General features: G+C 69.7%; 22 protein-coding genes and 3 pseudogenes. 22 read left to right on the top strand and 3 right to left on the bottom strand.

Annotated features, from left to right (window positions below; all coding sequences use genetic code 11):
- Nucleotides 1-14 precede the first annotated feature (14 nt).
- The 3 genes and pseudogenes from ACIRVK_RS36620 to ACIRVK_RS36610 all read left to right on the top strand — a co-directional run.
- Nucleotides 15-1,055, top strand: coding sequence for a helix-turn-helix domain-containing protein (locus ACIRVK_RS36620; protein WP_404254925.1), 1,041 nt, complete (start codon nt 15-17; stop codon nt 1,053-1,055).
- Nucleotides 1,056-1,211: 156 nt separating this feature from the next.
- Nucleotides 1,212-1,652, top strand: a pseudogene (locus ACIRVK_RS36615) (acetyl-coenzyme A synthetase); the annotation flags it as partial.
- Between the two features lie 28 nt (nt 1,653-1,680).
- A pseudogene (locus ACIRVK_RS36610) lies at nt 1,681-2,460 on the top strand (SDR family NAD(P)-dependent oxidoreductase); the annotation flags it as partial.
- A gap of 315 nt (nt 2,461-2,775) precedes the next feature.
- Here the strand turns inward: ACIRVK_RS36610 and ACIRVK_RS36605 are convergent.
- On the bottom strand, nt 2,776-3,177 hold the full coding sequence (locus ACIRVK_RS36605) for a winged helix-turn-helix transcriptional regulator (protein WP_404254923.1): 402 nt from the start codon (nt 3,175-3,177) through the stop codon (nt 2,776-2,778).
- 118 nt (nt 3,178-3,295) lie between these two features.
- Between ACIRVK_RS36605 and ACIRVK_RS36600 the strand changes: the two genes are divergently transcribed.
- The 7 genes from ACIRVK_RS36600 to ACIRVK_RS36570 all read left to right on the top strand — a co-directional run bounded on the left by ACIRVK_RS36600 (nt 3,296) and on the right by ACIRVK_RS36570 (nt 8,711).
- A complete protein-coding gene (locus ACIRVK_RS36600; RefSeq protein ID WP_404254921.1) occupies nt 3,296-4,009 on the top strand; it encodes a DsbA family protein in 714 nt (237 codons plus the stop codon).
- A 56-nt stretch (nt 4,010-4,065) separates the two neighbouring features.
- The gene (locus ACIRVK_RS36595) at nt 4,066-4,710 is read left to right on the top strand and encodes an FMN-dependent NADH-azoreductase (protein WP_404254919.1); all 645 of its coding nucleotides are present in this window, start codon (nt 4,066-4,068) and stop codon (nt 4,708-4,710) included.
- Nucleotides 4,711-4,800: 90 nt separating this feature from the next.
- Nucleotides 4,801-5,739 carry a catechol 1,2-dioxygenase gene (locus ACIRVK_RS36590; RefSeq protein WP_404254917.1) on the top strand — a complete coding sequence of 313 codons (939 nt, stop codon included), beginning with the start codon at nt 4,801-4,803 and terminating at the stop codon, nt 5,737-5,739.
- A gap of 229 nt (nt 5,740-5,968) precedes the next feature.
- A complete protein-coding gene (locus ACIRVK_RS36585; protein WP_404254915.1) occupies nt 5,969-6,175 on the top strand; it encodes a hypothetical protein in 207 nt (68 codons plus the stop codon).
- 65 nt (nt 6,176-6,240) lie between these two features.
- Nucleotides 6,241-7,008: an SDR family NAD(P)-dependent oxidoreductase gene (locus tag ACIRVK_RS36580; RefSeq protein WP_404254913.1), complete on the top strand. Its 768-nt coding sequence runs from the start codon at nt 6,241-6,243 to the stop codon at nt 7,006-7,008.
- A 255-nt stretch (nt 7,009-7,263) separates the two neighbouring features.
- Nucleotides 7,264-8,169, top strand: coding sequence for an NADP-dependent oxidoreductase (locus tag ACIRVK_RS36575; protein ID WP_404254911.1), 906 nt, complete (start codon nt 7,264-7,266; stop codon nt 8,167-8,169).
- Nucleotides 8,170-8,588: 419 nt separating this feature from the next.
- Nucleotides 8,589-8,711: a hypothetical protein gene (locus ACIRVK_RS36570; protein ID WP_404254909.1), complete on the top strand. Its 123-nt coding sequence runs from the start codon at nt 8,589-8,591 to the stop codon at nt 8,709-8,711.
- Nucleotides 8,712-8,757: 46 nt separating this feature from the next.
- Here the strand turns inward: ACIRVK_RS36570 and ACIRVK_RS36565 are convergent, their stop codons facing one another.
- Nucleotides 8,758-9,507 carry a transposase family protein gene (locus ACIRVK_RS36565; RefSeq protein WP_404254907.1) on the bottom strand — a complete coding sequence of 250 codons (750 nt, stop codon included), beginning with the start codon at nt 9,505-9,507 and terminating at the stop codon, nt 8,758-8,760.
- A 209-nt stretch (nt 9,508-9,716) separates the two neighbouring features.
- Here ACIRVK_RS36565 and ACIRVK_RS36560 point away from each other — a divergent pair.
- A pseudogene (locus ACIRVK_RS36560) lies at nt 9,717-9,865 on the top strand (IS5/IS1182 family transposase); the annotation flags it as partial.
- On the opposite strand, the gene ACIRVK_RS36555 reads toward ACIRVK_RS36560, so the two are convergent.
- Nucleotides 9,819-10,400, bottom strand: a complete 582-nt coding sequence (locus ACIRVK_RS36555; protein WP_404254905.1) for a transposase — start codon at nt 10,398-10,400, stop codon at nt 9,819-9,821. The pseudogene ACIRVK_RS36560 and the gene ACIRVK_RS36555 sit on opposite strands and share 47 nt — an antisense overlap.
- A 76-nt stretch (nt 10,401-10,476) precedes the next feature.
- On the opposite strand from ACIRVK_RS36555, the gene ACIRVK_RS36550 reads away from it, so the two are divergent.
- The 11 genes from ACIRVK_RS36550 (at nt 10,477) to ACIRVK_RS36500 (ending at nt 23,839) form a co-directional block, all read left to right on the top strand.
- A complete protein-coding gene (locus ACIRVK_RS36550; protein WP_404254903.1) occupies nt 10,477-11,283 on the top strand; it encodes a hypothetical protein in 807 nt (268 codons plus the stop codon).
- Nucleotides 11,284-11,600: 317 nt separating this feature from the next.
- Entirely contained in the window at nt 11,601-11,834 is a 234-nt protein-coding gene (locus tag ACIRVK_RS36545) for a hypothetical protein (protein ID WP_404254901.1), read from the top strand.
- The gene (locus tag ACIRVK_RS36540; RefSeq protein ID WP_404254899.1) at nt 11,834-12,106 is read left to right on the top strand and encodes a hypothetical protein; all 273 of its coding nucleotides are present in this window, start codon (nt 11,834-11,836) and stop codon (nt 12,104-12,106) included. The genes ACIRVK_RS36545 and ACIRVK_RS36540 overlap by 1 nt, the downstream gene beginning before the upstream one ends.
- Before the next feature lie 1,627 nt (nt 12,107-13,733).
- A complete protein-coding gene (locus ACIRVK_RS36535; RefSeq protein ID WP_404254897.1) occupies nt 13,734-14,660 on the top strand; it encodes a glycosyltransferase family 2 protein in 927 nt (308 codons plus the stop codon).
- Nucleotides 14,657-15,253: a hypothetical protein gene (locus ACIRVK_RS36530; RefSeq protein WP_404254895.1), complete on the top strand. Its 597-nt coding sequence runs from the start codon at nt 14,657-14,659 to the stop codon at nt 15,251-15,253. The genes ACIRVK_RS36535 and ACIRVK_RS36530 overlap by 4 nt, the downstream gene beginning before the upstream one ends.
- Before the next feature lie 80 nt (nt 15,254-15,333).
- Nucleotides 15,334-16,425: a glycosyltransferase family 4 protein gene (locus tag ACIRVK_RS36525; RefSeq protein WP_404254893.1), complete on the top strand. Its 1,092-nt coding sequence runs from the start codon at nt 15,334-15,336 to the stop codon at nt 16,423-16,425.
- Entirely contained in the window at nt 16,422-18,812 is a 2,391-nt protein-coding gene (locus ACIRVK_RS36520) for a DUF2206 domain-containing protein (protein ID WP_404254891.1), read from the top strand. Before ACIRVK_RS36525 ends, ACIRVK_RS36520 begins: the two co-directional genes overlap by 4 nt.
- On the top strand, nt 18,809-19,957 hold the full coding sequence (locus tag ACIRVK_RS36515; RefSeq protein ID WP_404254889.1) for a glycosyltransferase family 4 protein: 1,149 nt from the start codon (nt 18,809-18,811) through the stop codon (nt 19,955-19,957). Before ACIRVK_RS36520 ends, ACIRVK_RS36515 begins: the two co-directional genes overlap by 4 nt.
- Entirely contained in the window at nt 19,954-21,462 is a 1,509-nt protein-coding gene (locus ACIRVK_RS36510; RefSeq protein ID WP_404254887.1) for a lipopolysaccharide biosynthesis protein, read from the top strand. Before ACIRVK_RS36515 ends, ACIRVK_RS36510 begins: the two co-directional genes overlap by 4 nt.
- A 5-nt stretch (nt 21,463-21,467) precedes the next feature.
- Nucleotides 21,468-22,703 (top strand): polysaccharide pyruvyl transferase family protein, encoded by a 1,236-nt coding sequence (locus ACIRVK_RS36505; RefSeq protein ID WP_404254987.1) that lies wholly within the window; start codon nt 21,468-21,470, stop codon nt 22,701-22,703.
- On the top strand, nt 22,700-23,839 hold the full coding sequence (locus ACIRVK_RS36500) for a glycosyltransferase family 4 protein (RefSeq protein ID WP_404254885.1): 1,140 nt from the start codon (nt 22,700-22,702) through the stop codon (nt 23,837-23,839). Before ACIRVK_RS36505 ends, ACIRVK_RS36500 begins: the two co-directional genes overlap by 4 nt.
- Nucleotides 23,840-23,930: the final 91 nt, after the last annotated feature.

Here is a 23,930-nt window from a genome sequence, read left to right as displayed (position 1 = left end):
ATCCCCCGAAGCACATGGACGAACTCGCCGGACGCCTGACCGCCCTGGACCCGGATGCCGGGGCTGCTGTCCAGGCCATCGCCTACTTCGACCGGCTGGCCGAAGCGAGGGCCGGCCTGGAGGCACTGGTGCGTGGCGCCGCCGTACTGGCCGGATGTCCGGCCCGGCTGATCGACACGGCCCGGCGCGTGCGCATCCGCGTAGAGCCCGACGGGAAGCGTCGTGACACCGACACCCCGCCGGACTCCTCCTGGCTCTCCCGGGAACTCGCACCGGACATCTCGGCGGCCCTGTGGCTGGAGCGCACCGGCCCGCCGAGCATGGTCGACGCAGTGATTCTGGAGCGAGCGTCCGGCATTCTCCGCCAGATCCTGGATCGCACCCGTGGTCGCGCGCCGCTCTCCCCATCCGACGATCCGGCGTTGCTGGAGACGGTGCTCGATTCCGCGGCGCCCGATGAAGCCCGTATGCACGCGGCACATGCTCTCGGTCTCACCAGTGGAGACCCGACCGTACGCGTGCGCACGCTGGCCGTGCCGGGCGGAGATCCGCGAATCCTGCCCGCGCACAGCGGCGAGCGACTGAAGGAGGCCGATCTGCCCGCCGGAAGGGTCGGAATCGGGCCGGCCGTCCCTGTGCTCGATCTGCCGCAGTCCTGGGCAGTTGCCCGGACCGCGCTGCGATTCACCGGCGAGGGAACGGCCGGCGACCCGGGCGAGCGCGTGATGTACGCCGAAGATCTCGGCGACATCCTGCTTCTCGCGAACCTCGTCGGATCGGACACCGGGCCTCCGCCCGACGCCCGCGCACTCGACGCCGCGCTCGCCGACGCCCCATGGATGCTCGCCACGCTGGGCGCTGTCGCAACCACCCAGAGCCGACGCGCCGCCGCCGCAAAGCTCAACATCCACCACTCCACACTGCAGGCGCGACTCGCCCGCGCAGAGGGTCTCCTCGGCTGGCCGGTCCACACCCTCACAGGCCACCTGCGGCTACAACTGGCGCTCCTCACAAGGCAATTGGCTCGTGGCGAGGACCACCCCCTCCAGCCGTGAAACAGCCGACTCCGCCCATGCGCCACTGATTCACCCACGTGACAAGGGACTTCCCATGACCGACGAGAGTCGGGCGAACCTGCTCAAGGAAGAGCGCAGGTTCGCGCCGCCCGCGGACCTGGCAGCGAACGCCAACGTCACGGCCGAGGCGTACGAACAGTGCTGCGCACCATCTGGGGCGACGGCCAGCGCTTCCTCGACACGTACTGGTCGTGCTTCGAGGGCAAGTACTTCGCCGGTGACGGCGCGAAGGAGGACGACGACGGGGACATCTGGCTGCTCGGCCGGGTGGACGACGTGATGCTCGTGTCCGGGCACAACATCTCCACCACCGAGGTCGAGTCCGCGCTCGTCTCCCACCCGTCCGTCGCCGAGGCGGCCGTCGTCGGTGCCGCCGACGAGACCACCGGACAGGCCATCGTCGCCTTCGTGATCCTGCGCGGCACGGCGAACGCCGAGGACGAGAACCTCATCGCCGACCTGCAGGGCCACGTCGGCGCCACCCTCGGCCCGATCGCCAAGCCCAAGCGGATCCTGCCGGTGGCCGAGCTGCCGAAGACCCGCTCCGGCAAGATCATGCGCCGCCTGCTGCGGGACAGCCTGTTGCTGTTGGCCGGACACGAGACGACCTCAGGCCGCCGCCGCGATCACCGCGATCCGCGCTCGCATACCGAACGCACGGATGCGGGCCGTCGAGCTGGATCTGGCCGATCTGTCCTCGGTCAAGCCCTCGGTGGACCGGCTTGAGCTGGACAAGCTCGACGCGGTCGTGCACAACGCGGGCGTGCTGAGCGAGCTGGCGCAGCGCGCGGAGACCGTGGACAGTCACGAGTTGACGTTCGGCACCAACCACCTCGGGCATCGGGCGTTGACCGCACACCTGATGCGGATCATGGCCCCGGGCGGCCGCATCGTCGTCATGGGCAGCATGCTGGGCAAGTCCGCGCGACTCGACATGGACGACCTCCAGAGCATCCGCGATTACCGGACCAGGCGTGCGTACGGGCGGTCGAAGCTCGCCCAGATGCTGTTCGGTTTCGAGCTCGACCGCCGGCTGCGTACGACCAGGAGCCCGATCATGAGCGTGGTCGTCCATCCTGGTGGCGGATTCGACTCGCTCTCGCCGTCACGCCCGCCCGTGCACGCCCGCACGACGGGGTAACTGCTGCGTGGCCTGCAGCTCCGCGCCGTGGCGCAGGGCAAGGGCGCAGTGGCCTGGCCCCCGTCCGGGCAGTACTGGATCCAGCGGTGCACGGCGGCCAGCTGTGGGGGCCACGGGTCATCGGAGCGCGCGGCAGGCCCAGACTCGAACCAGTTCCGAGGCCGACTGGCCGACACCGCGACCGCCGCGCGTCTGTGGGACATCAGCGCCGAGTTGACCGGCGTGGCGCCCGACCCCAGTTGAGTGGTTGCCAACCACGACATCCTGGTCCGCGCAGGCCAAGTCGACTGCCGTCAACTCGGTGACCACGAAGCGTGGATGGGCTGTGCGCGGAGCGCCCGTACCCTCCACCTGAATGACAGCACCGGATCGATGGGGTCCGACAGAGGCAGGTCCCGTCCCTGACCGCGCAGGTGCCGCGGGCGAGAATCCCGCGGGGACGACCGCGATGTGGGTACGGGACCGGCCCAACTCGCCACGGTGAGCGTGCCGCCGGTTCCTGCCGAGGCGGTGCGCTGCCGCATCGACTTCAAGTACGCCTGCGCGCTGAAACGCTCTTCACGATGCCGTGGCGCGGGCCCGGTGCGCGCGGATCTCGTCGTGGTGGTCGGTGGCCCAGCCGATCAGGGATGTCACGATCTCGTGGAGGCCGCGCCCCAGCGGGGTGAGGGCGTACTCGACGCGCGGTGGAACCTCCGCGTAGGCGGTGCGGGTGATCAGACCGTCCTCGTGGAGCTGGCGGAGGGTGAGGGTGAGCATCCGCTGGGAGATTCCCGGGATTTGGCGCTGCAGGTCGGTGTAGCGCAGCGGGCCGGCCTCCACCACCGCGATGAGCAGCAGGCTCCACTTGTCGCCGACGCGGTCGAGGACCTGCCGGATGAATGCCATGTGCTCGGCGGGGATGGCGGCGCAGGGCCCCGCTGCCGCCGCCGCGCCGCCCGAACTGCCGGTGACCTCCATGACGCACATTCCTCTCCGGCACACACATCAAAGTGCCTTTTGTATCGGCTTCCATACTGGTCCATCATGGCGCTACGAACAAAACGTAGGAGTAAAGCGTAGGCATGGGAGGCGCGTCATGAAGGTCGAGGTCTGGGCCGAGGTCACGTGCCCCTGGTGCGGACTGGGCAGCCACCGTGTGGACCGGGCCGTGCAGCGGTTCGAGCACGGCGATGAGGTGGAGGTCGTCCACCACTCGTTCCCGCTGAGCAGTTCCTTCCCCGTGGGGGAGACGTTCTCCGTCCGGGAGGTGCTGCTGAGCCGGTACGGCATGGGCGGCTCCCAGGCCGAGACGTCCACGCGTCGGATCGAGGCGCTGGCCGCAGCCGAGGGACTCACCCCCTACCGGGTGCTGGACAACCTGGTCGGCAACACGGACCTGGCGCACGAGTTCCTCGCCCACGCCTCCGCCGAGGGCAAGAACCGTGAAGCCTGGGACGCGATCTTCCGCGCCTACTTCGGCCAGGCCCGCCCCGTCTTCAGCATGGACGACCTGCTCGACCTGGGCCAGGAGATCGGCCTGGACCGCGAGGGCACCCGCCGGGCGCTCACCGAGCACCGCTACCGGCGGCAGGTGGGCGACGATGCCGCCCGCGCCCAGCGCCTGGGCGCCACCGGCGCGCCCTTCATCGTCGTCGACGGCAGGTACGGCATTCCCGGCGCGCAGGACAGCGACGGCCTTCTCGACGTGCTGCGCACGGCCTGGGACGCCTCCCACCCGCTCACCCTCACCACCGGCGGCGACGCTGCGGTCTGCGGCCCCGACGGCTGCGCCATACCGGCCCGCAGCTGACCCCCACCCTTCACCCCCCGACCCACCCTTGATTGATTTGAAAGGCTGACTTCGCCATGTCCTACCTGCTGCACATCGACGCGTCCTCGCTCGGCGAGGCATCCGTCTCCCGTCAGGTCGCCCGGTCCTTCCGTGACGAGTGGAAGGGCCCGGTCGTCCACCGCGACCTGGCCGCCTCACCCGCCCCGCACCTCAGCGCGGCGGGCATCACCGCCCGCACCACCGACCCCGCCGAGCACACCCCCGAGCAGGCGAAGGCCGCGGCGGTCCAGGACGAGCTGATCGAGGAGTTCCTCGGCGCCGACGCCTACCTGTTCACCGTGCCGCTGTACAACCTCACGATGCCGTCCGTGTTCAAGGCATGGCTGGACCAGATCATGGTCGGCGGGCGCACCCTGAGCTTCGACGCAGCCCCTCCCACCCTCGGCCGCCCGGCCGTGCTGATCTCCGCGCGCGGCGGCGGCTACGGCCCCGGCGCCCCGAAGGAGGGCATGGACCACCTGGTGCCCACGCTGGAAACCGTCCTGGGCCACCCGACCAACCTCGGCCTCGACCTGACGACGGTCCTGCCCGAGCTGACCATGGCCCCGCACGTGCCGATGATGGCCCCTCTCCTCCCCCTCCACGAAGCATCCCTGACGAAGGCGCACGACGAGGCCCGCCGCCTGGGCTCGACCCTGACCGGCCGACCCGCCGCCTGACCCACCCCATGATCCACACCCACCTCATGCACCACAGCTGTCCCACCTTAGGCGCGCCGTCCCCCGACGGCGACGCCGGATTGGAGTGACATGACCACCACTGACACCCCCCACACTGACATCGCGTTCAACCAGCGCCTGCGCGTCGTCTTCGACGATCTCCAGAAGACGTTCGGGGACCTGGCACTCAGGCAGGGCATCACGTTCGAGGAGCTGGGTCAGGCCATCACCTACGTGACGAAGCTCGTCGCGTCAGGGGAGTTCCCGCTGGCGATGATCCAGCTCCTCGCCAACAACACGATGGAGGTCAGCTACGGCAGGGCCTACGCGCACCCGGAGAAGGACGGCGCCTCCACCTGGATGGCGACCGGGCCCGCCTACGTCCCCGGTGCACCGCAGATCGACAACCCCGGCGTCCTGCCGATGGCGCCCGACGAGCCCGGCGAAACCCTGCTCGTCTCCGGCACCGTACGCTCCACCTCGGGCAAGCCGCTGCCCGGCGCGGTCATCGATCTCTGGCAGACCACCGCCGACGGCCGGTACTCGGGCCTGACACCCGAGCAGGCGGGACCCCTGGCGGGCCTCGACGTAGTCGACTTCGACCTGCCGAAGTACCACCTGCGCGGCAAGATCGTCACGGATGCCGAGGGCCGCTACGAGTACCGGACCGTCGTGCCCGGGGTGGAGGGCGCGGCGGTGCCGGGCAGCCTGCTCGACGGCCTCCTGCTCATGCTGGGACGGGCCAACTCACGCGCCAGGCACATCCACGCGCACATCACCCACGACGACCATCACATGCTCACAAACCAGATCCACTTCGACGGCGATCCGCTCGTCGACACGGTCAGCGAGGGTGCCATCGCACGGGACCTGATTTACAGGACCGAACTCCACGACGACCCCGCCGAGTGGGAAGCACGCGGTCTGACCGGCCCCTACCGGACGCTCACCTGCGACTACACACTCCGCCCCATCGGCTTCGACGAGGTCAAGGACCCCTACCACCTCGAAGGCTTCTGGAAAGAGTGATCCGGAGCGGCCACGCCGCACCTGCCGGCTGGCCGCCGACGTACCCCCGGTGAACAACGCGGCGTGGGCGGCGCCTGCCCGCCCCCCCCACGGCCTTGGAACCCGGCGGCGCCCCGCGGTGGTAGTGAGCGTTGTGGCCCCAGGGACAGGCGGCATCGAACCGTTCAAGAGCCCGAAGGACACGAGGCGACAAGACCTTCATCCACCCGGTTCATCAAGTCCCGGCAGCATGCACACCCCGTTCCGGAACAAAGATCAACAACGCCGGAAGGAAGAAAAACACCCACTTGCCTACGGCTGCCTGCGCGGCCACGACCAGATACGGATCGCTGAAGACAGCCTGGAGCAACGGAAGTTCACCGCTGTCCACCGCACCGGTGACCACCTCGCCGGCGTCCTGACCGTCGGCAAGCCACCCAAGAGCATCAGCACCTGACAACAGGCCCTCGCCGCCCGCACGCCCTGGCGGCAGGCCGTGTCCCTCCTGGAAGGAGCGGCAGCATGAGCAGCACAACCGGATCACAAGGTCGCGGCGTCGTCGTCACCGGCGCCGGGTCGGGGATCGGACGCGCCACGGCGCTGCGGTTCGCGCAGCTCGGCGACAAGGTCCTCGTCGCCGATCTCAACGCCGACGGCGCCGAGGCGGTCGTCAAGGAGATCGAAGCGGACGGCGGCACCGCCCGCGCGGTCGTCGGCGACCTGAGCGACCAGCACACCGTCGACGAGGTGATCAGCACGGCCGTGGAAGCCTTCGGCGGCCTCGACGTCCTGGTCAACAACGCCGGGATCATGGACACCATGACCGCCACCGCCGATGTGAGCGACGCGGAGTGGGAGCGGGTCATACGGATCAACCTCACCGCTCCGTTCCTGCTCACCCGTGCCGCCCTGCCCCACCTGCTGGCCCGCGGCAACGGCGCCATCGTCAACACGGCCTCGGAGGCGGCCCTGCGCGGCAGCGCCGCCGGCACCGCGTACACCGTCTCCAAGCACGGGATCATCGGCCTGACGAAGTCGACCGCGGTCATGTACCGGGACCGTGGCGTCCGCGTGAACGCCGTCGCCCCCGGCGGCACCCTGACCCACATATCCGACACGGTCACCTTCGATGGCGACGGCGCATCGATCGTGGGCCGCTACCGGGAGAACATAGGCCGCGTGGGCGCGGCGGAGGAAATCGCAGCGGCCATCGTGTTCCTCGCCTCAAACGAGGCGAGCAACATCAGCGGCGTCGTACTCCCCGTCGACAACGGCTGGTCGGCCGTCTGACCCAGCCACGCATGCGGTGTCGGCCCCCCTCGTCGGGACCGGACACCGCATGCTCATGGCCCCATGAGGGGCCCATGAGGTCCCCTTCCCGAGGGGCGTGCGGATCCTCCTCGTGCGGGCGCGGACGCGGCACGGGTGATGCGCTCGGTCACCAAGGCCGCCTGAGCGCCCCGCAGCATGGCGCCCGCCCCACCGCCCACCCGGCTATCGACTCCCAACTACCCAAGTCTATTGAGAACTTGGAGGTCCTTTTCGATGCGAGCAGTGACCTATCACGAGTACGGCGACCCGTCGGTGCTGAGGGTCGAGGACGTGCCCGAGCCGCACGCCGGTCCGGGCGAGGTCCGGATCCGGGTCGAGGCCGCCAGTGTCAACCCGATCGACGTCAAACTCCGGGCCGGGTACCTGAAGGACATGATGCCGCTGCAGTTCCCGAAGATCCCGGGCCGGGACGCAGCCGGAGTGGTGGACGAGGTCGGTGACGGCGTGACGGGTGTCGCCGTCGGCGACCGGGTGTTCGGGAACTCGAGCGTGGGGACCACGGCCGAATACGCGGTGCTCTACGAATGGGCGCCGGTACCGGACGCGTGGACGATGGAGCAGGCCGCAGCCGTGGGGGCGGCGGCCGAGGCGTCGATCCGCGTGCTGAACGAGCTGAAGGTCGGTGCGGGCAGCACGCTGCTGGTCGAGGGTGCCTCCGGTGGTGTCGGCAGTGCCTTGGTCCAGTTCGCCGTCGCCCGCGGAGCCACCGTGATAGGCACCGCCGGCGAGGGCAACCACGCATACCTGCGCTCGCTCGGCGCCACGCCCACGACCTACGGGCCCGGGCTGGCGGACCGCGTGCGCGCGCTCGCTCCCGCCGGTGTGGACGTCGTCGCCGACGTGGCGGGCGCCGGCTCCCTGCCGGACCTCGTCAAGATCGCGCCCACTCCGGCAGCCGTCGTCTCCATCGCCGACCCGACCGCTCAGCAACACGGCGCCCGTCTCTCGGTCTCACCCGACGTCCCCACGCCGGCCTCGCTGGTGGAGGCCGCGGACCTGGGGGCGGCCGGAGCGTACGTCCCGCACATCGAAGCCGCGTACCCCCTCGACCGGATCGCCGAGGCCCACGCCCGCAGCGAGGCCGGCCACGCCCGGGGCAAGCTCGTCATCAAGATCTGAGCAGGCCCCACGGCCCCGGCGATCGGCACCGCCCTGCTCAACATTCCCTCTTTTTGACCTGGCTGGGCATGCTGCCGTGCCCATCGCATCCCTCCTGCACACCTGCCTGCCCGGGCCCGCCGCCACAACGGCCCATTCCCAGAACGGTTCATGATGGACAGACGAGCATTCCTGACCGCCGGCGGCGGCGCTGCCGCCCGACTGGCACTTCTCGGCCACTCCCGGGAAGGGGTGCCCGCGCGCTCCTTCCCTGCCCCTCTAGCTGACCGAACAGCTGCCCTGGGTGGCCGACTTCTCCCAGGCAGCGTCCGCTTCATCGGGGTCGTGGAGTTCGCCGGCGCCCTCGGACTGATCCTGCCCGCGGCCACTAGCACACCCCCGTACTGACACCGCTGGCCGCGACAGGCCTGGTAGTGGTGATGGTGCCGGCCGCGATCACCCACGCCCGACGCAAGGAACCCGGCGCCATCGCCTTCAACGCCGTCCTGCTCATCCTGGCTGCCCTGGTGGCCTGGGGTCGCTTCGGCCCGTACAGCTTCTGACCACTGCCGCCAGGAACCGGGCGGGCACGGCGATCAGTGAGCGTTTTCAGCGGTGCTTCTCCAGGGTGAGTACAGCCTTGGTGATGACGCTCATGCGGTTGGGGCTGATGCGGGATCTGCGGAAGATCTGCCAGGACTTCAGCCGTGCCATGCCTCGTTCGACAGGTGCCCGGGCCGCGGACAGGGCCCGGTTCTCGGTCTGCTCGGTGAAGGTGAGTTCACCGCCTGGCGGGCGACGTTTGGCGGTGGTGACCCAGTCGCCCGCTCCGATGTAGGCCATGTCGGCGAGGATAGGGACGCCTTGGCGCGCGCAGATCCGGAGGATCTGGTGGGTGCGGGCGGCCGTCAGATCGTGGGTGCGGCCAGGCAATGCCGGCGAGAGCCACAGAATCTCGCCGGTCGGGTCCGTGACGACCTGCACGTTCACCCCGTGCCGCTTGTGTTTCGAGGAGTAGTCGGCCTTGCCGTCGCCGACGCGGTCGCACTCTGCGAGCGTGCCGTCCAGGAGGACGAAGTCCGGGTCGTGCGCGCGCAGCGTCTTCAGCAGGCCCGGCGCATGCTCGGCGAGCAGACCGGTGACCGCGATGACGTAGGCATGGGCGGTACCGACGGATATCCCGAAGGCTCTGGCAATACGGGCGAGGGTGTCATGGCGACGCAGGTACACGAGTGCGACCAGCGCACGGCGGTGCGGCGGGAGTTTGCACCGCCGGTCACCCTCACGGGTGACGATGAGCATCGTGACCCACTCGACCAAGGCGTGAGGCAGGTCGAGTGCGGCAGGATACGGAACCAACAGGGCTCCTGTGCTGATGAGTTGAGACGTCGAACACCTCCCTCAACGGCACGGGAGCCCTGTCCGTTGCGCGCCCCGACCTCACACTGCCCCGTCACTCGATCAGTGGCCACACTGAAAACGCTCAGTGAACCTCTTTCATCCTGGGGTCTGAGGAGTGAAACAGGCTGGTCAGGTGGGGTGACGTGGCGAAGCCCCTCGTCGTTGGTGTGGTGATCTCACTCAACACGCCGACGGCCGGGGGGCTTCGTTGGTTCCGTATCCTTCCACGCTCGATGTCCCGCACGAGCTGGTCGAGCATGTCTCATGGCTCATCTACACCCGAAGGCGTGAACTTCGCTCTCCGCGCGAGCGGAGGTGAGCCGCCGAAGGGTGCTGCGTGCGTGTTCCCGGTAGCGTCCTCTCCGCGCGAGCGGAGGTGAGCCGTGACAGGCAGCTGGCCCGAGGGAACCACCTTGGTCCTCTCCGCGCGAGCGGAGGTGAGCCGGCGTGGACGGAGCGGCACCGACTCCCAGGACCTTCAGGGCGCCTGTGGCGAGGTTGCGAAAGGTGGCCATGCCGCGCAGTGCGGTGCCGGTGTGCACGCGGTGGATAGCCAGCTGGGCTTCCAGTTCTGCGGTCCGCTTGCCGGCCGCAGCGAGTTCGGCCTGCTCGTGGGTGGGGACACCGGGCATCTGCCCGGTGTCGATCAGGTGCTGGCGGCGCCAGACGTAGATGGTCTGCGCGCTGCTGCCGAGGAGCTTCGCCACCGCGGCGACCTTCCCGCCGGAGGCGACCAGGTCGAGGACACGGCGGCGGAACTCGGGTGGATACCTGCGGGGTATGACGGCCTCCGGAGGCTGCTGGACGGAATTCTCCAGCGACCCGACTCCATCAGACCCAGGGCAGACCACGGGGCAGCTCAGATTGGAAGGCGTAGGATACTGGCTTCACGTCAGGGGGCTGCGGAGCCGCGGGGGACCGATGGACGTGAATCAACTGCCCACGCCGAGCGCAGTCCTGGCCGCACTCCTTGCGTTCCTCGGCATCCCTTCCGGGATCATCACCCTGGTCCTGCTGGCCCATTGGCTTCGAAGCTGGAACGATACTGCCCGAAGAACCGTCGAGCGCGGGCGCGTTGTGCGCGATTACATCGCGACTTCCAGGGCGATGCCGCTGGTGCACATCGTCAGAGCCTGTGCGGTCAGTGTTCTCGTTCCCTGCGCGCAACTGTTCCTACTCGGCCTGTGGTACGTCATGGGTCAGGGCCTGTCACTCTGGCTGGATCGCGCCCGAGGGCAGGAAATCGAGACGGCGATCCGACAGGAAGGCTACGCACGACTTCTGGAACCGGGGAGGCTGGCCCACCTACTCCCCATGAACAGCACGGCAGGCGCCTGCCTCGTCGTGTGCCTCTGCGTTTTAGTGGTCGCGTATCGACGGGTGATGGCCGGACAGAGCGTGGACAGGCTTGCTACTGGACTCGCGGTCGCCGCGACAGTGCTGCTGACTGTCGCACTCGTGGTGATCACCATCGATGCTCTCGTCAAGCCTTCGGCTCTCACGGACAGCCAGCTGAGTGCCGGCGTTCAGCCGAGCACGGGAAAGGCGATGCTCGAAATGCTGTCGATACCGGCGATCGGCTTGGCGGTAGTGTTGTGCAATGCAGCGTGCAACGTGAGCGTGAAGGGAACGAGGCTCATGGTGGACGCTTGGTCCCAGGACCCCGATGCCAGGCTCACCGTGCGTGACCTCCTCGGCGATCGCCGCTTGGCGCGCAACCGTACGGGGCGTTGAGGCATCTGCCTGTGCGGACGATGAGAAGGTCCACAGGATTCGTCCGGCGGAACGGCACCGGAGGCACCGAGTCCCGAGCCCGCGCGGCCCGTCGTGGTCGACTGGACACTCCCTGTCCTCTCCGAGGGCTGCAAGACGACAGACGGCATCAGCCTGAGGAGGCGCCGCCCCTCTCCTCTCGTTGCGCGTCGACGGGGCCTCCGCGCTCGAGTACCGGACGGGGCAGGCCAGCGACGGTTTCACCCGGACTCGTCCCGCCGCCGGAGGACCAGCGATACCGTGGTCACACACGCCGTTCCGCGCATGGGGAGTCCCCGATGACCGAACAGCCGGCCCCCGCCGACCACGTCCGCCAGCAGCTGGAGCCCGCGGCCGCCGACGCGGTCCGCGCCTACGCCGCCCGCACCCGCGCGAAGGCCGACCAGCTCGCTGCAGTTCTGGAGGACATTGCGGAGAACGGGCTGCCTGCGGTGGAGGACTGCACGCCGTGGGAAGAGCTGCGCGAAACCCACCTCGCCCGCCTCGCCAAGCAACGCCCGGCCGTCGCCTGATGCCCCCACAGCACGGCCCACGCCGCGCCCGCATCGCCTTCTCCGACACCGCCGCGAAGCAGCTGGAGAACATCACCAGCGAAGCGGAAATCCACGCCCTGGACCGGGCCCTGGTCGTCATCTCCGTCGACCCGGACGCCGGCGAGCCGATCCCCAACGACACCCCCGGCCCCCAACTGCGCCAGTACACCGACGACATCGAGCACGTACGCGTCCTGTACTTCGTCACCACCCTGCGCACCGTGGTCGTCGTCGCCTACATCGAGGTCTAGTGACGCCGCCCTGACCTGAGGTGGTCCAACCGCTGCGCACCTCGCCTCGGGGCTGCGCCGGTCTGCGCTGTGACAGTCGGCCTGCGCACTCGGCTGCGCATGAGCGGCCGTGGCCGTTGCGCACACGCACCGCGATGGCTGGGGGCGGGGCTCGGGACCGAGGTGATGCGCAGGGTCTGCGCTGTGCGGAGCGGTGGCAGATGTCAGTCGTTGCGCAATCGGCAGGCCGGTTGCGCAGTTTCCGGTCAGGGATGTGCATAGCGCTGTGACCTGTGTGGTCGGGTTTGTGGTCGGGGTGCGCGTTGCCGTGGTCGGGTTCGTGGTCGGGCCTGTTGCGCGGGGTGGTGTGCGGCCGTAGCCCGCTGCGCAGGAAGGTATCGAGTAACCGGTCAAGGGGGTGATGGGCCGCTACGCGGGTGCGACCAGAGTGGGCACACGGCGCGCCGACACGACCGTGGTCGGCGCAGCGCGAGGATCAACCGCTGGCCTGATACCTGGCTGTTCACGCCATCGGGGAATAGCGGTACGACCGGGCCGCCGACGTCTTCACGGCCGCCACGGGAACACCCCCGTGTCGGCGGGGAGGACACCTGCGCGTTCTGCCAGGCCGCGCGGCGCTCCGGAACACCCTCGCGTCGGCGGGGAGGACAGCGATCGGCCGGAGTCGATGTGCTCGAACGCCGGAACACCCCCGCCGACGCGGGGGTGTTCCGACGGACAACGTCAACGACTTCGCCAGCTGGGCGTCCTCCCCGCCGACGCGGGGGTGTTCCGAAGAGCGACCTCACGGACCGCCGGCGTTGCCCAGTCCTCCTCGCCGGTGCGGGGGTGGCCTGCATCGGCATCAGGGCCCACACGAACGTGACATGACAGCCCATTACCGGACGATCTCACTCAATTCGCGACCTCGCAAAGTCCCTGACATGGACCTGCAGGACGAGCTGACGGCCTTCCGTGTCTACCGTGAAGGCTGGAACGCCTTCCGCGACGGCGATTTCTTGCTCGGTATGGGACTTCCCGCTCTGATATATCGCCTGATGGGCAAGGACCTCACCCGGTACGTCGACGACCCCGACGCCAGCGCCCCCCCCAGAGGCGACTTCAGGACCCCAGGCGGTGACCCTGGGCCGGCCGCACATGGCGTTGAGAGACCCCCGGACGGGGACGCACGTTCTGGCTTCGCGGATGCATACGCCGGCTCGGCAGGAAGCGATCCGTCGGGCATATGCGCCGCATTGGCGTCGGCTTCGTCGTCCCGGGGGCTGGTGACCGGGCGCCAGGTGGTACAACAGGCCTGTTGGCAACGGTAGTTGATCTGCATTAATCCCGATATGTGCGCAGTGCCCGACCTTCGGCGTATCCCCCGGTAACACCTGAGAGGTGTCATAACAACTAAGTCAAGGAGGTGTGTGAGTGAAGTGATGATGAGTTAGTGTGAATGTGAAGTGATTGAAGGAGACATCAGTTCGTGGTGCATGTATGTGTGCAACGGGCGAGGGGGAGACCCGCGGTGCGGAGGGCGCACGTGTCGTGAGGCACGGGCCGAGGCACTGCCGGGAGCGGGCAAGGGGGCCCGTGTTCCCGGTGATGTCTCGTGAGCGTCTGTGCCTGTTCTGGGGGGCATCCTGTGAGATCTCTGTCCATCGTCATTCCCGCGCTCAACGAGGCTGAGAACCTGCCGACGGTGATGGAATCCATCCCGCGTCGTGAACTCGCCGAAGCCGGTTGGATGATCGAAGTCATCGTGGTCGACAACGCGTCGACCGACGCCACCGCGGAGGTGGCCGGCTCGCTGGGCGCCGTGGTGGTTCCGCAGCCTCGGCGGGGGTACGGCAACGCCTACCAGGCCGGGTTCGACGCGGCCAGTGGAGAGGTCATAGCCACGGGCGACGCCGACTGCACGTATCCGTTCGACGCTCTGCCGCATCTGCTGCACATCATGGACGCGCGGAAAGTCGAGTTCATGACCACGAACCGGCTCGGTGTCGAGAACCGGCACGCCATGAAGCCGTCCCACACGATCGCCAACCACGCACTCAGCGCCCTCAGCCGGACCTTGTTCCGCAACGGGCTGCGTGACTCGCAGTCCGGTATGTGGATCTTCCAGCGTCACGTGTGGCAGGCGATCGATGTCCGTTCGCCGGGCATGGCCTTCTCGCAGGAGATCAAGAACGCGGCCACCCGGGCCGGCTTCCGCTGCCTCGAGGTTCCCATCGAGTACCGGGTCCGCGGCGGGGAGGTCAAGCTGAACGCTCTGCCCGACGGGGTCGCCAACCTGCGCCAGCTGTTCCAGCACAAGCTCCGCGACAACCGACTGCGCACCATGCCCCCGAGGATGGTGCCGCTGGCGGAGGTGGCCCGGGCCAACGCTGCCGCGGAGCGGGCCGCCCAGGCTGCCGAGCGGGCGGTGACCGCTGTGGCCGAACTGGGTGCCAAGACGCGGCCGGTGTCCGAGCTGGGCGCCGGCAAGGGGGAACAGCTCAGCGGACACAGGACGCTGCAGGGCATGCCGTCCCAGCGCGCCTCCGATGAGGTTCCTCTGGAAATGGCGTGAGCACACCGCCGTTCGACGACGGACCGAAGCGGCGGGAGGCGGGCGATCACCAGGCGCTGCAGCCCGCCGCCATCGGCCCGCGTCGACGGGGCCTGCGCCGTGAGTGGTCTCAGAGGGCCGTCAGTGCTGGTTTCAGTCGGCTCGCCGTGGCGGGGCCGGTCGGCGGTGGTGGACCGCTGCGTCGGGTACTCGTGCCCGTTCTCGGCGTGTTGGTCGTGCTCGGGCTGTGCGGTGCCGCGTGGACCGTACCTCAGGTGCGGTCCGTGCTGCGGGACTCCTTCACAGAGCGCCAGCAGGCGTACATCGAGCTGTACTTCGGCAGGGAGCCGTTCTTCGACGGCGACGAACTCGTCGTACCCCTGAAGCTGGTCGAGCACGGCGACACCGGCGGTCGGCACGCCGTGCGGACCTGGGCCCAGGACGCCAAGGGCCGTCAGCTGGCGGTCATGACGGAAACGGTCACCACCAAACCAGGCGCGCTGCTAGGTGTCGATGTCCGGCTGCGCCTCAAGAAGGGCGCGAAGCGCCACGCGAACCTCGTACAAGTGGCGCTGCCTGGGCATGCGCAGCGCCTCCGCATGCACCTGCACTGATGGTCTCGTGTTCGGCCGCCAGTTCACCGACCGCCCGCCTGCTCTCAGGAGCCGCGCCAGCCCACCCCACGGGAAGCCTCATGCGCACCATCGTCCAGATCACTCCCTATTACCCCCCGCACCTGGGTGGGCTTGAGCGCGTCGTTTCCAACCTGGCGCGGGAGCAGGCCAAGCGGCATCACGTGCGGGTCCTGACCACCGCCCTCGGCTCCGCCGGCGCGCCGCGCACCTCCCGGGAGGAGGGGGTCGTGGTGTACCGGCACCGTGCCGTGGAGGTGGCGCACACCGCCGTCGCCCCGGGCTTGGCTGCGCACCTGGCCCGGCTGCCCCGTGACGCGGTGCTGCACCTGCACTGTGCTCACGCTCTGCTGCCGGAGATGGTCGCCCTTGCCGCCCGGCTGCGAGGTACCCGCTTTCTGCTGCACTTCCATCTCGACGTGGATGCTTCCGGTCGGCTGGGCGCCCTCCTTCCGCAGTACAAGGAGCATGTCTTCGGCCGGGTTCTGCGGTCCGCGGCCGGTGTCATCGCGCTGACCGACGCCCAGGCGGCCTTCCTCGCCGACCGGTACCGGGTGCCCGCCGACCGCGTCCACGTCGTGCCGAACGGTGTGGCCGAGGGGTACTTCATGCCGGTCCGCGAGCCGGCGGCTGGGCCTCTGAAGCTGCTGTATGTCGGCCGGCTCGGAGTCCAGAAGAACGTGGCGCGGCTGCTGGACGCCCTGCACCTCGCACGCCGGGACGTACGGCTGCGGATCGTCGGTGACGGCGAGCTGCGGGGGCGGCTTGAGGAACAGGCCGATCGACTGGGCCTGCGGAACGTCCAGTTCAGCGGGGGGCTCCTCGGCGACGACCTCGTCAAGGCGTACGCCGACGCCGATGCCTTCGTGCTGCCGTCCGACAAGGAGGGTATGCCGCTGGTCGTGCTGGAGGCGATGGCAGCGGCGCTGCCCGTCGTCGCCACCGATGTTCCGGGGACGCGGGAGCTGGTCGGGGACACCGGTCTGCTGGCCGCACCCGAATCGGCCGCCCTGGCTGAGGCGATCGACACCCTCGCCGGCGACCACCTGCTCAGGGCGAGGATGGCACGTGCCAGCGCCGAACGGTCCCGCGACTACTCGTGGCAGACCGTTGCCCGGCTGGTCGAGGACGTCTATGCCAAGGCGGGCCTGTGACGACGAAGGACACCTTGGCCCTGCGCATCACCGCGCCCGACCCGCAGCCGCCCGCCGACGAGGAACGGTTCGCCCGGCCCAGCCGGGCCGGCCGCCGTCCCCTGTTCCACCGGCGCTTCGCCCTTCTGCTGAGCCTCGCCCCGGCGAGCGTCGTCGAGCTGCTGCCCCAGTCGCCTGCCGCACTGCACACCCTGGCCGGTCTGTGGCTGTTGTTCGGCGTCCCCGTGCTGCTGTGGCGGGGCGTGGCCCTGCGCATCGTGACCACCGGGACCGCGGTGTTGCTGCTGTCGATCGGTTTCGCGGTGATGACGGACATGGTCGTCGCGCTCACCGTGAACACGGCGCTGCCGCCGCTCGGCGTTGACCGTCCGCTGACCCGACTCGTGCTGACGATCGCCACTGCCGCCGTACTCGTCGCTCTCGGCGTATTCGCACCGGAGCCGAAGCGGCTCAAGCGGCCGTCACTGGGCGGGCTGTTCGCCACCCGGGGTGTCAAGCCGGTAGCCGCTGTCGGCGGGGTCGCCCTCGTCCTCGCCGTGGCCGGGCCGATCCGGCTCAACAACGGTCTGGGCGGCGCCGTCAGCACAGTGGCCATGATCGTCGTCGCCGCGCTCATCGCCCTGCTCCTGCTGCGCCGGGGCCGCTACCCGGTGCCCGTCCTGGAGTTCGGCCTGTACTGCGCGTCGGCTGCGCTGCTGCTGCTCACCTCGCTGCGCGGGCAGTACATCACCGGTCACGACATCCAGAAGGAGTTCCTGTACTTCCGGCTCGCCCTCGGCGGCGAGCACTGGGACATCAGCACCTACACCGACCCGTACAACGCCTGTCTGAGCATCACCCTGCTGCCGGTGAGCGTGTTCCAGCTCACCGCCCTGTCCGAGACTGCGATCTTCAAGGTCGTCCTGCCGCTCCTGTTCGCGCTCACTCCGGTGCTGGTGCACCGCGCGGTACGCAACGTGGCCCCGCGGGTGGTCGCGCTGATGTCAGCGGTGTACTTCATCGTGTTCCCGACGTTCTTCACCGACATGCCCTACCTCGGGCGCCAGGAGATCGCGTTCCTGCTGTTGGGCTGCGCCATGGTGGTGCTCACCGACTCGCAGGGACCGCTGCGGGTCCGCCGCATCGTGTTCGTGGTGCTCCTGGCCGGCATTGTGCTGTCGCACTACTCCACCACCTACGTCGTCGTCGGCACCCTCGCGGTCTCCTTCTTTCTCGACAAGGCGTGGCGACTGGTGTCCCGGCGGGGCCGGGACCGCTCGCGGCGAAGGCGGCGCGAGGACCGGATGCGCTCCTTCCTCACCTGGTGGATGGTGGTCGTGCCCGCCGTCCTCGCTCTGCTGTGGGCGGGCCCGCTCACCCACACCGGTGGCCAGGCCCAGCGCACCCTCCATGAGGTGGCGTCGGCGATGTTCGGCGGCACATCGCAAGCCGGTTCATCGGACACCGCCTACAGCATTTTCGGTGGCGCCAAAGTGCCCCCCACCGAGCGGTTGCAGGAGTACAAGGCGGACCTGCTGAAGCAGACGGCGTCGCAGCGGGCGAGCGGGGCCTACCTGCCGCTGAAGAAGGTCGACGGCCTGTCCACACCCGTCGTCCCGGTCCCGGTCATGAAGCTGACCGCCGTCGGCCGGGCGATCGATGGGCTCGGCATCAGCGTGCCCGGCCTCAACGGCGGACTGCGGCAGGCGGCCGCACTGTTCTTCCAGGTGATGGCGATGGCCGGGTTCGTGGTGGCGCTGTGGGCTCGCCGCTCCGCATTCCGCCCGGTGCGCGATCAGGTGACCATCGCCGTCGGCGCTTGGTGCATGGTCGCCGTCTTCACCCTCGTACCGCAACTGTCCGTGGACTACAGCCTGCTACGTGCCTTCCAGCAGGGCCTGTTCTTCTTCGCGCCCTTCCTCGCCACCGCCACCGTGTGGGCCCTGCGCTGGGCCGGCCGCCGCACCGTGCCGCTGGCCTGTGCGCTGTTGGCGGCGCTGCTGCTCGACCTGGCCGGGGTGGTGCCGAAGGTGCTGGGCGGCTATCCGGGGCAGCTACAACTGTCCGACTCCGGCCAGTACTACGCCATCTACTACCCCCACGCCGAGGAGCGCAGGGCCGCGCTCTGGCTCGACGGGCGCCTGACCGAGGAGGGCAGCGGGCTGGTGCAGACCGACCGGTTCAGCTACAGCCGGCTGCAGGCGCTGTTGACCCATCCGACGCTCGCCGACGTTTCCCCGGCCGCCCTGCGCACGGATTCCTACGTGCTGCTGGGTACCACGCCCACCCGCACCGGCGACGTGACCGTGTTCTACGGGGGCGACCTCATCACGTACCGGTACCCGATGGCCGTTCTGGACTCGCGGGACCTCATCTACAGCAACGGGGGAGCGGTGATCTACCGATGAGCGCACGACAGCTGAGTGTCCTCCTGGTCAGCCACTACTACCCGCCGCATCTGGGCGGCATCGAGAACGTCGTACAACGCGAGGCCCGGGGCCTGTCCGCGCAAGGCGTCAACGTCACCGTCCTCACCAGCGCCGACCGCTCCTCCGTCACCGTCGAGGACGGCGTACGAGTGGTGCGCGTGGCCGCATGGAACGGCGCCGAACGCCGGGCCGGCGTGCCCTTCCCCCTGTTTTCGCCCGCACTGCTCACCGCAGCGCTGCGCCTGGTGCGCCGGGCGGACGCTGTGCACATCCACGACTGCCTCTACCTCAGCTCCTGGGCCGCGGGTCTGGCCGCACGCCTCACCCGCACCCCCTACGTCCTCACTCAGCACGTGGCCGTGGTCGAGCACCCTTCCGGCCTGGTCCGGGCTGTCCAACGCGCGGTGTACGGCGTGGCCGGCCGCGCCCTGTTGCGGGGCGCCCGCGCGGTGTTCACCCTCAACGCCTCGGTCGCACAATTCGTACGTGCATACGGCGCGCGGCAGCACCGCGCCCACCACCTGGCCAACGGCGTGGACACCGAACACTTCCGGCCGGCCACCTCCGAGGCCGAACGCACGCTCGCCCGCCAACGGTTCGGCCTGCCCGCCGACCGGGTCCTGGTCCTGTTCGCGGGCCGGCTCGTCCCCAAGAAGGGGTACGACCTGCTCCTCGCCGCCCACACCCCCGCCGCGGGCTACGACCTGGTCTTCTCCGGAGGCGGCGACAGCGCAGCCCTCGTCGGCCGCCCCGGCCTCCACCACCTGGGCACCCTGTCGCAGGAGGCCGTCGCCGACGCCTATCGCGCCTGCGACGTCTTCGCCCTCCCCTCGACCGCCGAAGGCTTCCCCCTCACCGTGCAGGAGGCGATGGCGTCCGGGCTTCCGGTCGTCACCACCGACGATCCCGGCTACGCCCCCTACCACCTGGACCGCGACCGACTGTCCCTGCTGCCGCGCGAGGTGCCAGCCCTGGCCGCCGAACTGAGCGCCCTGGCGGCGGACCCGGAACGCCGGGCCCGGATGGGCGAGTACTCCCGTACCTACGCGGAAAAGGCGTTCGCCTGGGACGACCACGTCCAGACCCTGCTGACCCACTACCGCGGGCGCGGTGAAGGCCGATGACGGACATCACCGCCCCGGCCGCGGTCACGCCCGACCGCGGGCGGCACCGCCGTACGGGCGACCGCATCTACCGCAGCTCCTTCTTCCTGCTCGTCTCCACCGTCGTCACCGCCGGCCTGAGCTTCGTGTTCTGGGTCGTGGTCGCCCGTTTCTACACCGCCGCCCAGGTCGGCCTCGCGACCTCGCTGATCTCCGCGACCTCACTGCTGGCCACGTTCAGCCTGCTCGGGCTCAACAACACGCTGATCAGATTCCCGGCCCGGCGGGAGGCGCGCAACGCGCAGATCAGTCAAGCCCTGCTGCTGGTCGGGATCGTGGGATGCGCGGCAGGCGGGATCTACCTGCTCGGGCTGCCGCTGTACGGCGCCAAGCTGGAGTTCGTCCGCGAGGACTGGATGTCGGCAGCCGCCTTCGCCGCCTTCTGCGGCTGCGCGGCCGCGAGCATGCTGGTGAAATCGGTCTTCAACGCGGCGCGCATACCCGAGTACAACGTCCTGATCGACGGCCTGACCCAGGGCGCCTCCAAGGTCGCCGTCCCGGCCCTCCTCACCGGCCTCGGCGTCTTCGGTATCGTCGCCTCGGCGGGCGTGGGCTACGCGGTGACGGTGGTCGTCGCCCTGCTGGTGCTCAGACGCCGCCTCGGCTTCCGGGCCGACCTGCGTACCCGCGGCACCCGGCTGCGCGAGAAGTTCCGCTTCTCGGTGGCCAGTCACGTCTCCAACCTGGTCAACCTGGCGCCTGTGCTGGCGACACCGCTGATCGTGCTGCACCAGCTCGGCGCGGCCGAGGCCGGCTACTTCTTCGTGGCCTTCCAGATCGCGGCCATGCTGAACGCCGTCTCCACCGCCGTCGGCGAGGCCGTCTTCGCCGAGGTCTCCCACCAGGAGTCGCGGTTCCGGGAGCTGATGCTGCGCTCGGGGCGGATCATCGCCGCCGTACAGGTACCCGCCGCCGCGGTGGTCGTCGCCGGAGGGGGGCTGCTGCTGCACGTGTTCGGCGCAGGCTACGCGCAGCACGCGCGTCCCCTGCTGACCGTCCTGGCCATCGCCGCTCTGCCGGTCGCTCTGAACACCTGGGCCTGCTTCGCCCTGAAGCTGGCCCAGCACATGCGTCACCTGATCGCTGCCAACGCCATCATGGCCGTCCTCTCGATCGGCCTGAGCGTGGCCTTCGCCGACCGCGGACTGGTCTGGGTCGGATACGCGTGGGCCGTGGGCAATGCCGTGGCCGGTGTGTTCGCCACCGCGAGTCTGATATGGAGCCAGGCGACGTCGCGGTACGCCGTTGCCACGTCCGAGGCAGCAAGGGACGGGGTGCCCGGCCAGGCCGCCGTTTCCTACGAGCGAGCCGTCTTGGACGCCTCCAAGGACGGGCCGGACCATCCCGACGAGTTCACCCGCCGCCCCTCCGAGGGCCCCTTCGCACTCGACGCCGCCAGCCCTTACCCGTCCCCCTCGGCCGGACCGTCCCGGCCCCGCTCCCGTTCCGAGAGGCCCGCCCCTTGAACATCGTGGTGATCAATGCGTACGTCCGCGAGAACGCGGGCGACGCGGCGCTGCTCTCCGTCTGCCTGCGCCACGTTCAAGAAGCCTTCCCCGATGCCGACTTGGCGATCGCGGGAATGGAAGACGCGGCCGCGCACCCGGCGTTCGAGGGCGTGCGGAACATCGGCTCCATCCGCCGGTACGTCGCCGACGGCACCACCACACTGCCCCGCCGCCTCCTGCGCAAGGCACTGCTGGGCCTCGCCGGCACCGCCGCCGTGACGCTCCCCCGCCCGCTCGCCCGCACCCTGCTGCGGGTGCTGCCGGCCGAGGCCCGACGCGAGGCCGAGGCCGTGATCGGTGCGGACCTGGTGGTGTCCATGGGCGGCGGCTACGTCCTGGCCCGTCCCGGCCTCGACGGCTACCAGAACGTCTTCTTCGTGTTGCTCCCGGCGCTACTGGCCCAGAAGGCGGGCGTCCCGGTGGTGTGGGCCCCACAGTCCTTCGGACCGTTCCCGGCAGCCGTCCAGCGGCGGCTGGTCGGCCATGTCATGCGCCGCTCGGCCGCGGTGCTCGCCCGCGAGGACGTCAGCGTGGGCGAGCTGCTGGCATGCAAGGTCCCCGCCGACCGTATCGAGCGGGCGGTGGACGCCGGCTTCGCCTTCGAACCCGAGCGGCGGATCGACTGGCGGTCCCGCCTCGGGGTCGGGCCGGACGAGCGGCTGGTCGGCGTCACCGCCCGCCGCTGGCTATCCGCCACCGCCCAGGAGCGATACGAACGAGAACTCGCCCGTACCATCGACGCCGTCCAGGCCACCGGGGCCCACGTGGTGCTCATCCCTCAGGTCAGCACCGACTACCTCGGCGACGACGACCGTATCTGCGAGCGCCGGATCGCAGGACACTGCACGAGCGGCCCGCTGTTGGTCGACGAGGTCGTCGACTACCGCGACCTCAAGGGCCTCTACGACGAGTGCACGCTGCTCATCGGCACCCGCTTCCATTCGGTGATCTTCTCGCTCACCAGTGATGTCCCGTGTGTGGCCATCGAGTACGAGCACAAGACCCGCGGAATCATGGCCGATCTGGGCCTGGGTGAGTGGGTCCTGCCCATCGCCGACGTCACCCACGACAGGCTCTGGGCGTTGGTGGAACCACTCCTGAAGGACCCCGACCCCTACCGCCAGATCCTCGACGCGAACCTGCCCGGTTACGTCGCCCGCGCCCAGTCTCTGCCCTCCCGTCTGCGGGAGGCGGTGTGAGTCGCCGCCGCACGATCGCGATCGTCACCCCGTACTACCCGCCGAAGATCGGCGGAGTGGAGCAGTACACCGCGCGCCTGGCGGCCGCCGTCGCCGCCGATCCCGGTCTGCGCGCCGTGGTGATCACCACGCGCCTCGACCGGGGACTGCGCACCCGCGTCACCACCGAAGCGGGCATCCGGGTCATACGGCTCGGCGCCTGGCTGAAGCTGTCCAACACCCCCCTCAGCCCCCTGTGGCCCCTGCAACTACGCCGCTGGCTGCGGCGGACCGACGCCGACGTCGTCAACGCGCACGCGCCCGTGCCCGGCCTGGGCGACCTCGCCGTCGCCGTGTCCGGGCGCAGGCCGACCGTACTGACGTACCACGCGGGCTCGATGCACAAGGGCGAGCCCGACAGCGGCGCCGCGGACCGGCTCATCGGCCTGTACGAGAAGGTTCTCCTACCCCGGGTCTTCAACCGCGCCCACCGCCTGGTCGCCGTGTCACCGGTCTCGCTGGCCGAGGGCCGACCGCACGCCATGCGCATCACACCAGGCGTCGACACCGACCGCTTCACACCGGGCGAGTCGGCCTCGCGGCGCGCACGCACGATCGTCTACGTGGGCCGCATGGACCGCTCCTCGGCATGGAAAGGCGTCGACGTGCTGATCCGCGCCTTCGCGCGGCTTGCCGACGACATACCCGGAGCGCGACTTCGCCTGATAGGCGACGGAGACGCTCTGCCCGACCTGCGCAACCTCGCAGACGAACTCGGCGTTCGCGACCGCCTGGAGACACCCGGCGCGCTGAGCGGCACGGCCCTGACGGACGCAGTGCGCACAGCCGCCGTCCTGTCGCTGCCGTCACTGACCGAAGCGGAGTCCTTCGGCATGGCACTGATCGAGGCAATGGCCTGCGCCACACCCGTCGTCGGCTCCGCCGTTGGCGGTATCCCCCACGTCATCGCCGACGGTGAGACGGGCCTGCTGGTACCACCCGGCGACCCGGACGCCCTCGCCGCGGCATGCACCAAACTGCTGACCGACGGGGGCCTCGCCGACAGCATGGGGGCGGCAGGCCGCCGTGAGGCCGAGGAGCGCTACGCCTGGCCACACCTGACGGCCCGGTACCTGGAGCTGTTCCGGACCCTCTAGTGCTCTGACCGGGAAGGTTGGCCGGGTTGGTGATTCCGGCGGTTGGATGTCCCGAGACGTCCGTCCGACTGCTGGGGGTGTGGGGTGGCTG

This window comes from Streptomyces sp. NPDC101152, assembly GCF_044768275.1.
Lineage (GTDB): Bacteria > Actinomycetota > Actinomycetes > Streptomycetales > Streptomycetaceae > Streptomyces.
Note: the sequence above shows the minus strand (reverse complement) of the source record. Positions and strands in the feature narration are given on the sequence as shown.

Bases quoted from the DNA above. Each gene is read 5' to 3' on its own strand.
- ACIRVK_RS36600 (WP_404254921.1), top strand. From the start codon at position 3,296: ATGAAGGTCGAGGTCTGGGCCGAGGTCACGTGCCCCTGGTGCGGACTG.
- ACIRVK_RS36580 (WP_404254913.1), top strand. From the start codon at position 6,241: ATGAGCAGCACAACCGGATCACAAGGTCGCGGCGTCGTCGTCACCGGC.
- ACIRVK_RS36605 (WP_404254923.1), bottom strand. From the start codon at position 3,177: ATGGAGGTCACCGGCAGTTCGGGCGGCGCGGCGGCGGCAGCGGGGCCC.
- ACIRVK_RS36540 (WP_404254899.1), top strand. From the start codon at position 11,834: ATGCCCCCACAGCACGGCCCACGCCGCGCCCGCATCGCCTTCTCCGAC.
- ACIRVK_RS36570 (WP_404254909.1), top strand. From the start codon at position 8,589: ATGGTGCCGGCCGCGATCACCCACGCCCGACGCAAGGAACCCGGCGCC.
- ACIRVK_RS36510 (WP_404254887.1), top strand. From the start codon at position 19,954: ATGACGGACATCACCGCCCCGGCCGCGGTCACGCCCGACCGCGGGCGG.
- ACIRVK_RS36595 (WP_404254919.1), top strand. From the start codon at position 4,066: ATGTCCTACCTGCTGCACATCGACGCGTCCTCGCTCGGCGAGGCATCC.
- ACIRVK_RS36620 (WP_404254925.1), top strand. From the start codon at position 15: ATGGACGAACTCGCCGGACGCCTGACCGCCCTGGACCCGGATGCCGGG.
- ACIRVK_RS36515 (WP_404254889.1), top strand. From the start codon at position 18,809: ATGAGCGCACGACAGCTGAGTGTCCTCCTGGTCAGCCACTACTACCCG.
- ACIRVK_RS36590 (WP_404254917.1), top strand. From the start codon at position 4,801: ATGACCACCACTGACACCCCCCACACTGACATCGCGTTCAACCAGCGC.
- ACIRVK_RS36525 (WP_404254893.1), top strand. From the start codon at position 15,334: ATGCGCACCATCGTCCAGATCACTCCCTATTACCCCCCGCACCTGGGT.
- ACIRVK_RS36575 (WP_404254911.1), top strand. From the start codon at position 7,264: ATGCGAGCAGTGACCTATCACGAGTACGGCGACCCGTCGGTGCTGAGG.
- ACIRVK_RS36545 (WP_404254901.1), top strand. From the start codon at position 11,601: ATGACCGAACAGCCGGCCCCCGCCGACCACGTCCGCCAGCAGCTGGAG.
- ACIRVK_RS36585 (WP_404254915.1), top strand. From the start codon at position 5,969: ATGCACACCCCGTTCCGGAACAAAGATCAACAACGCCGGAAGGAAGAA.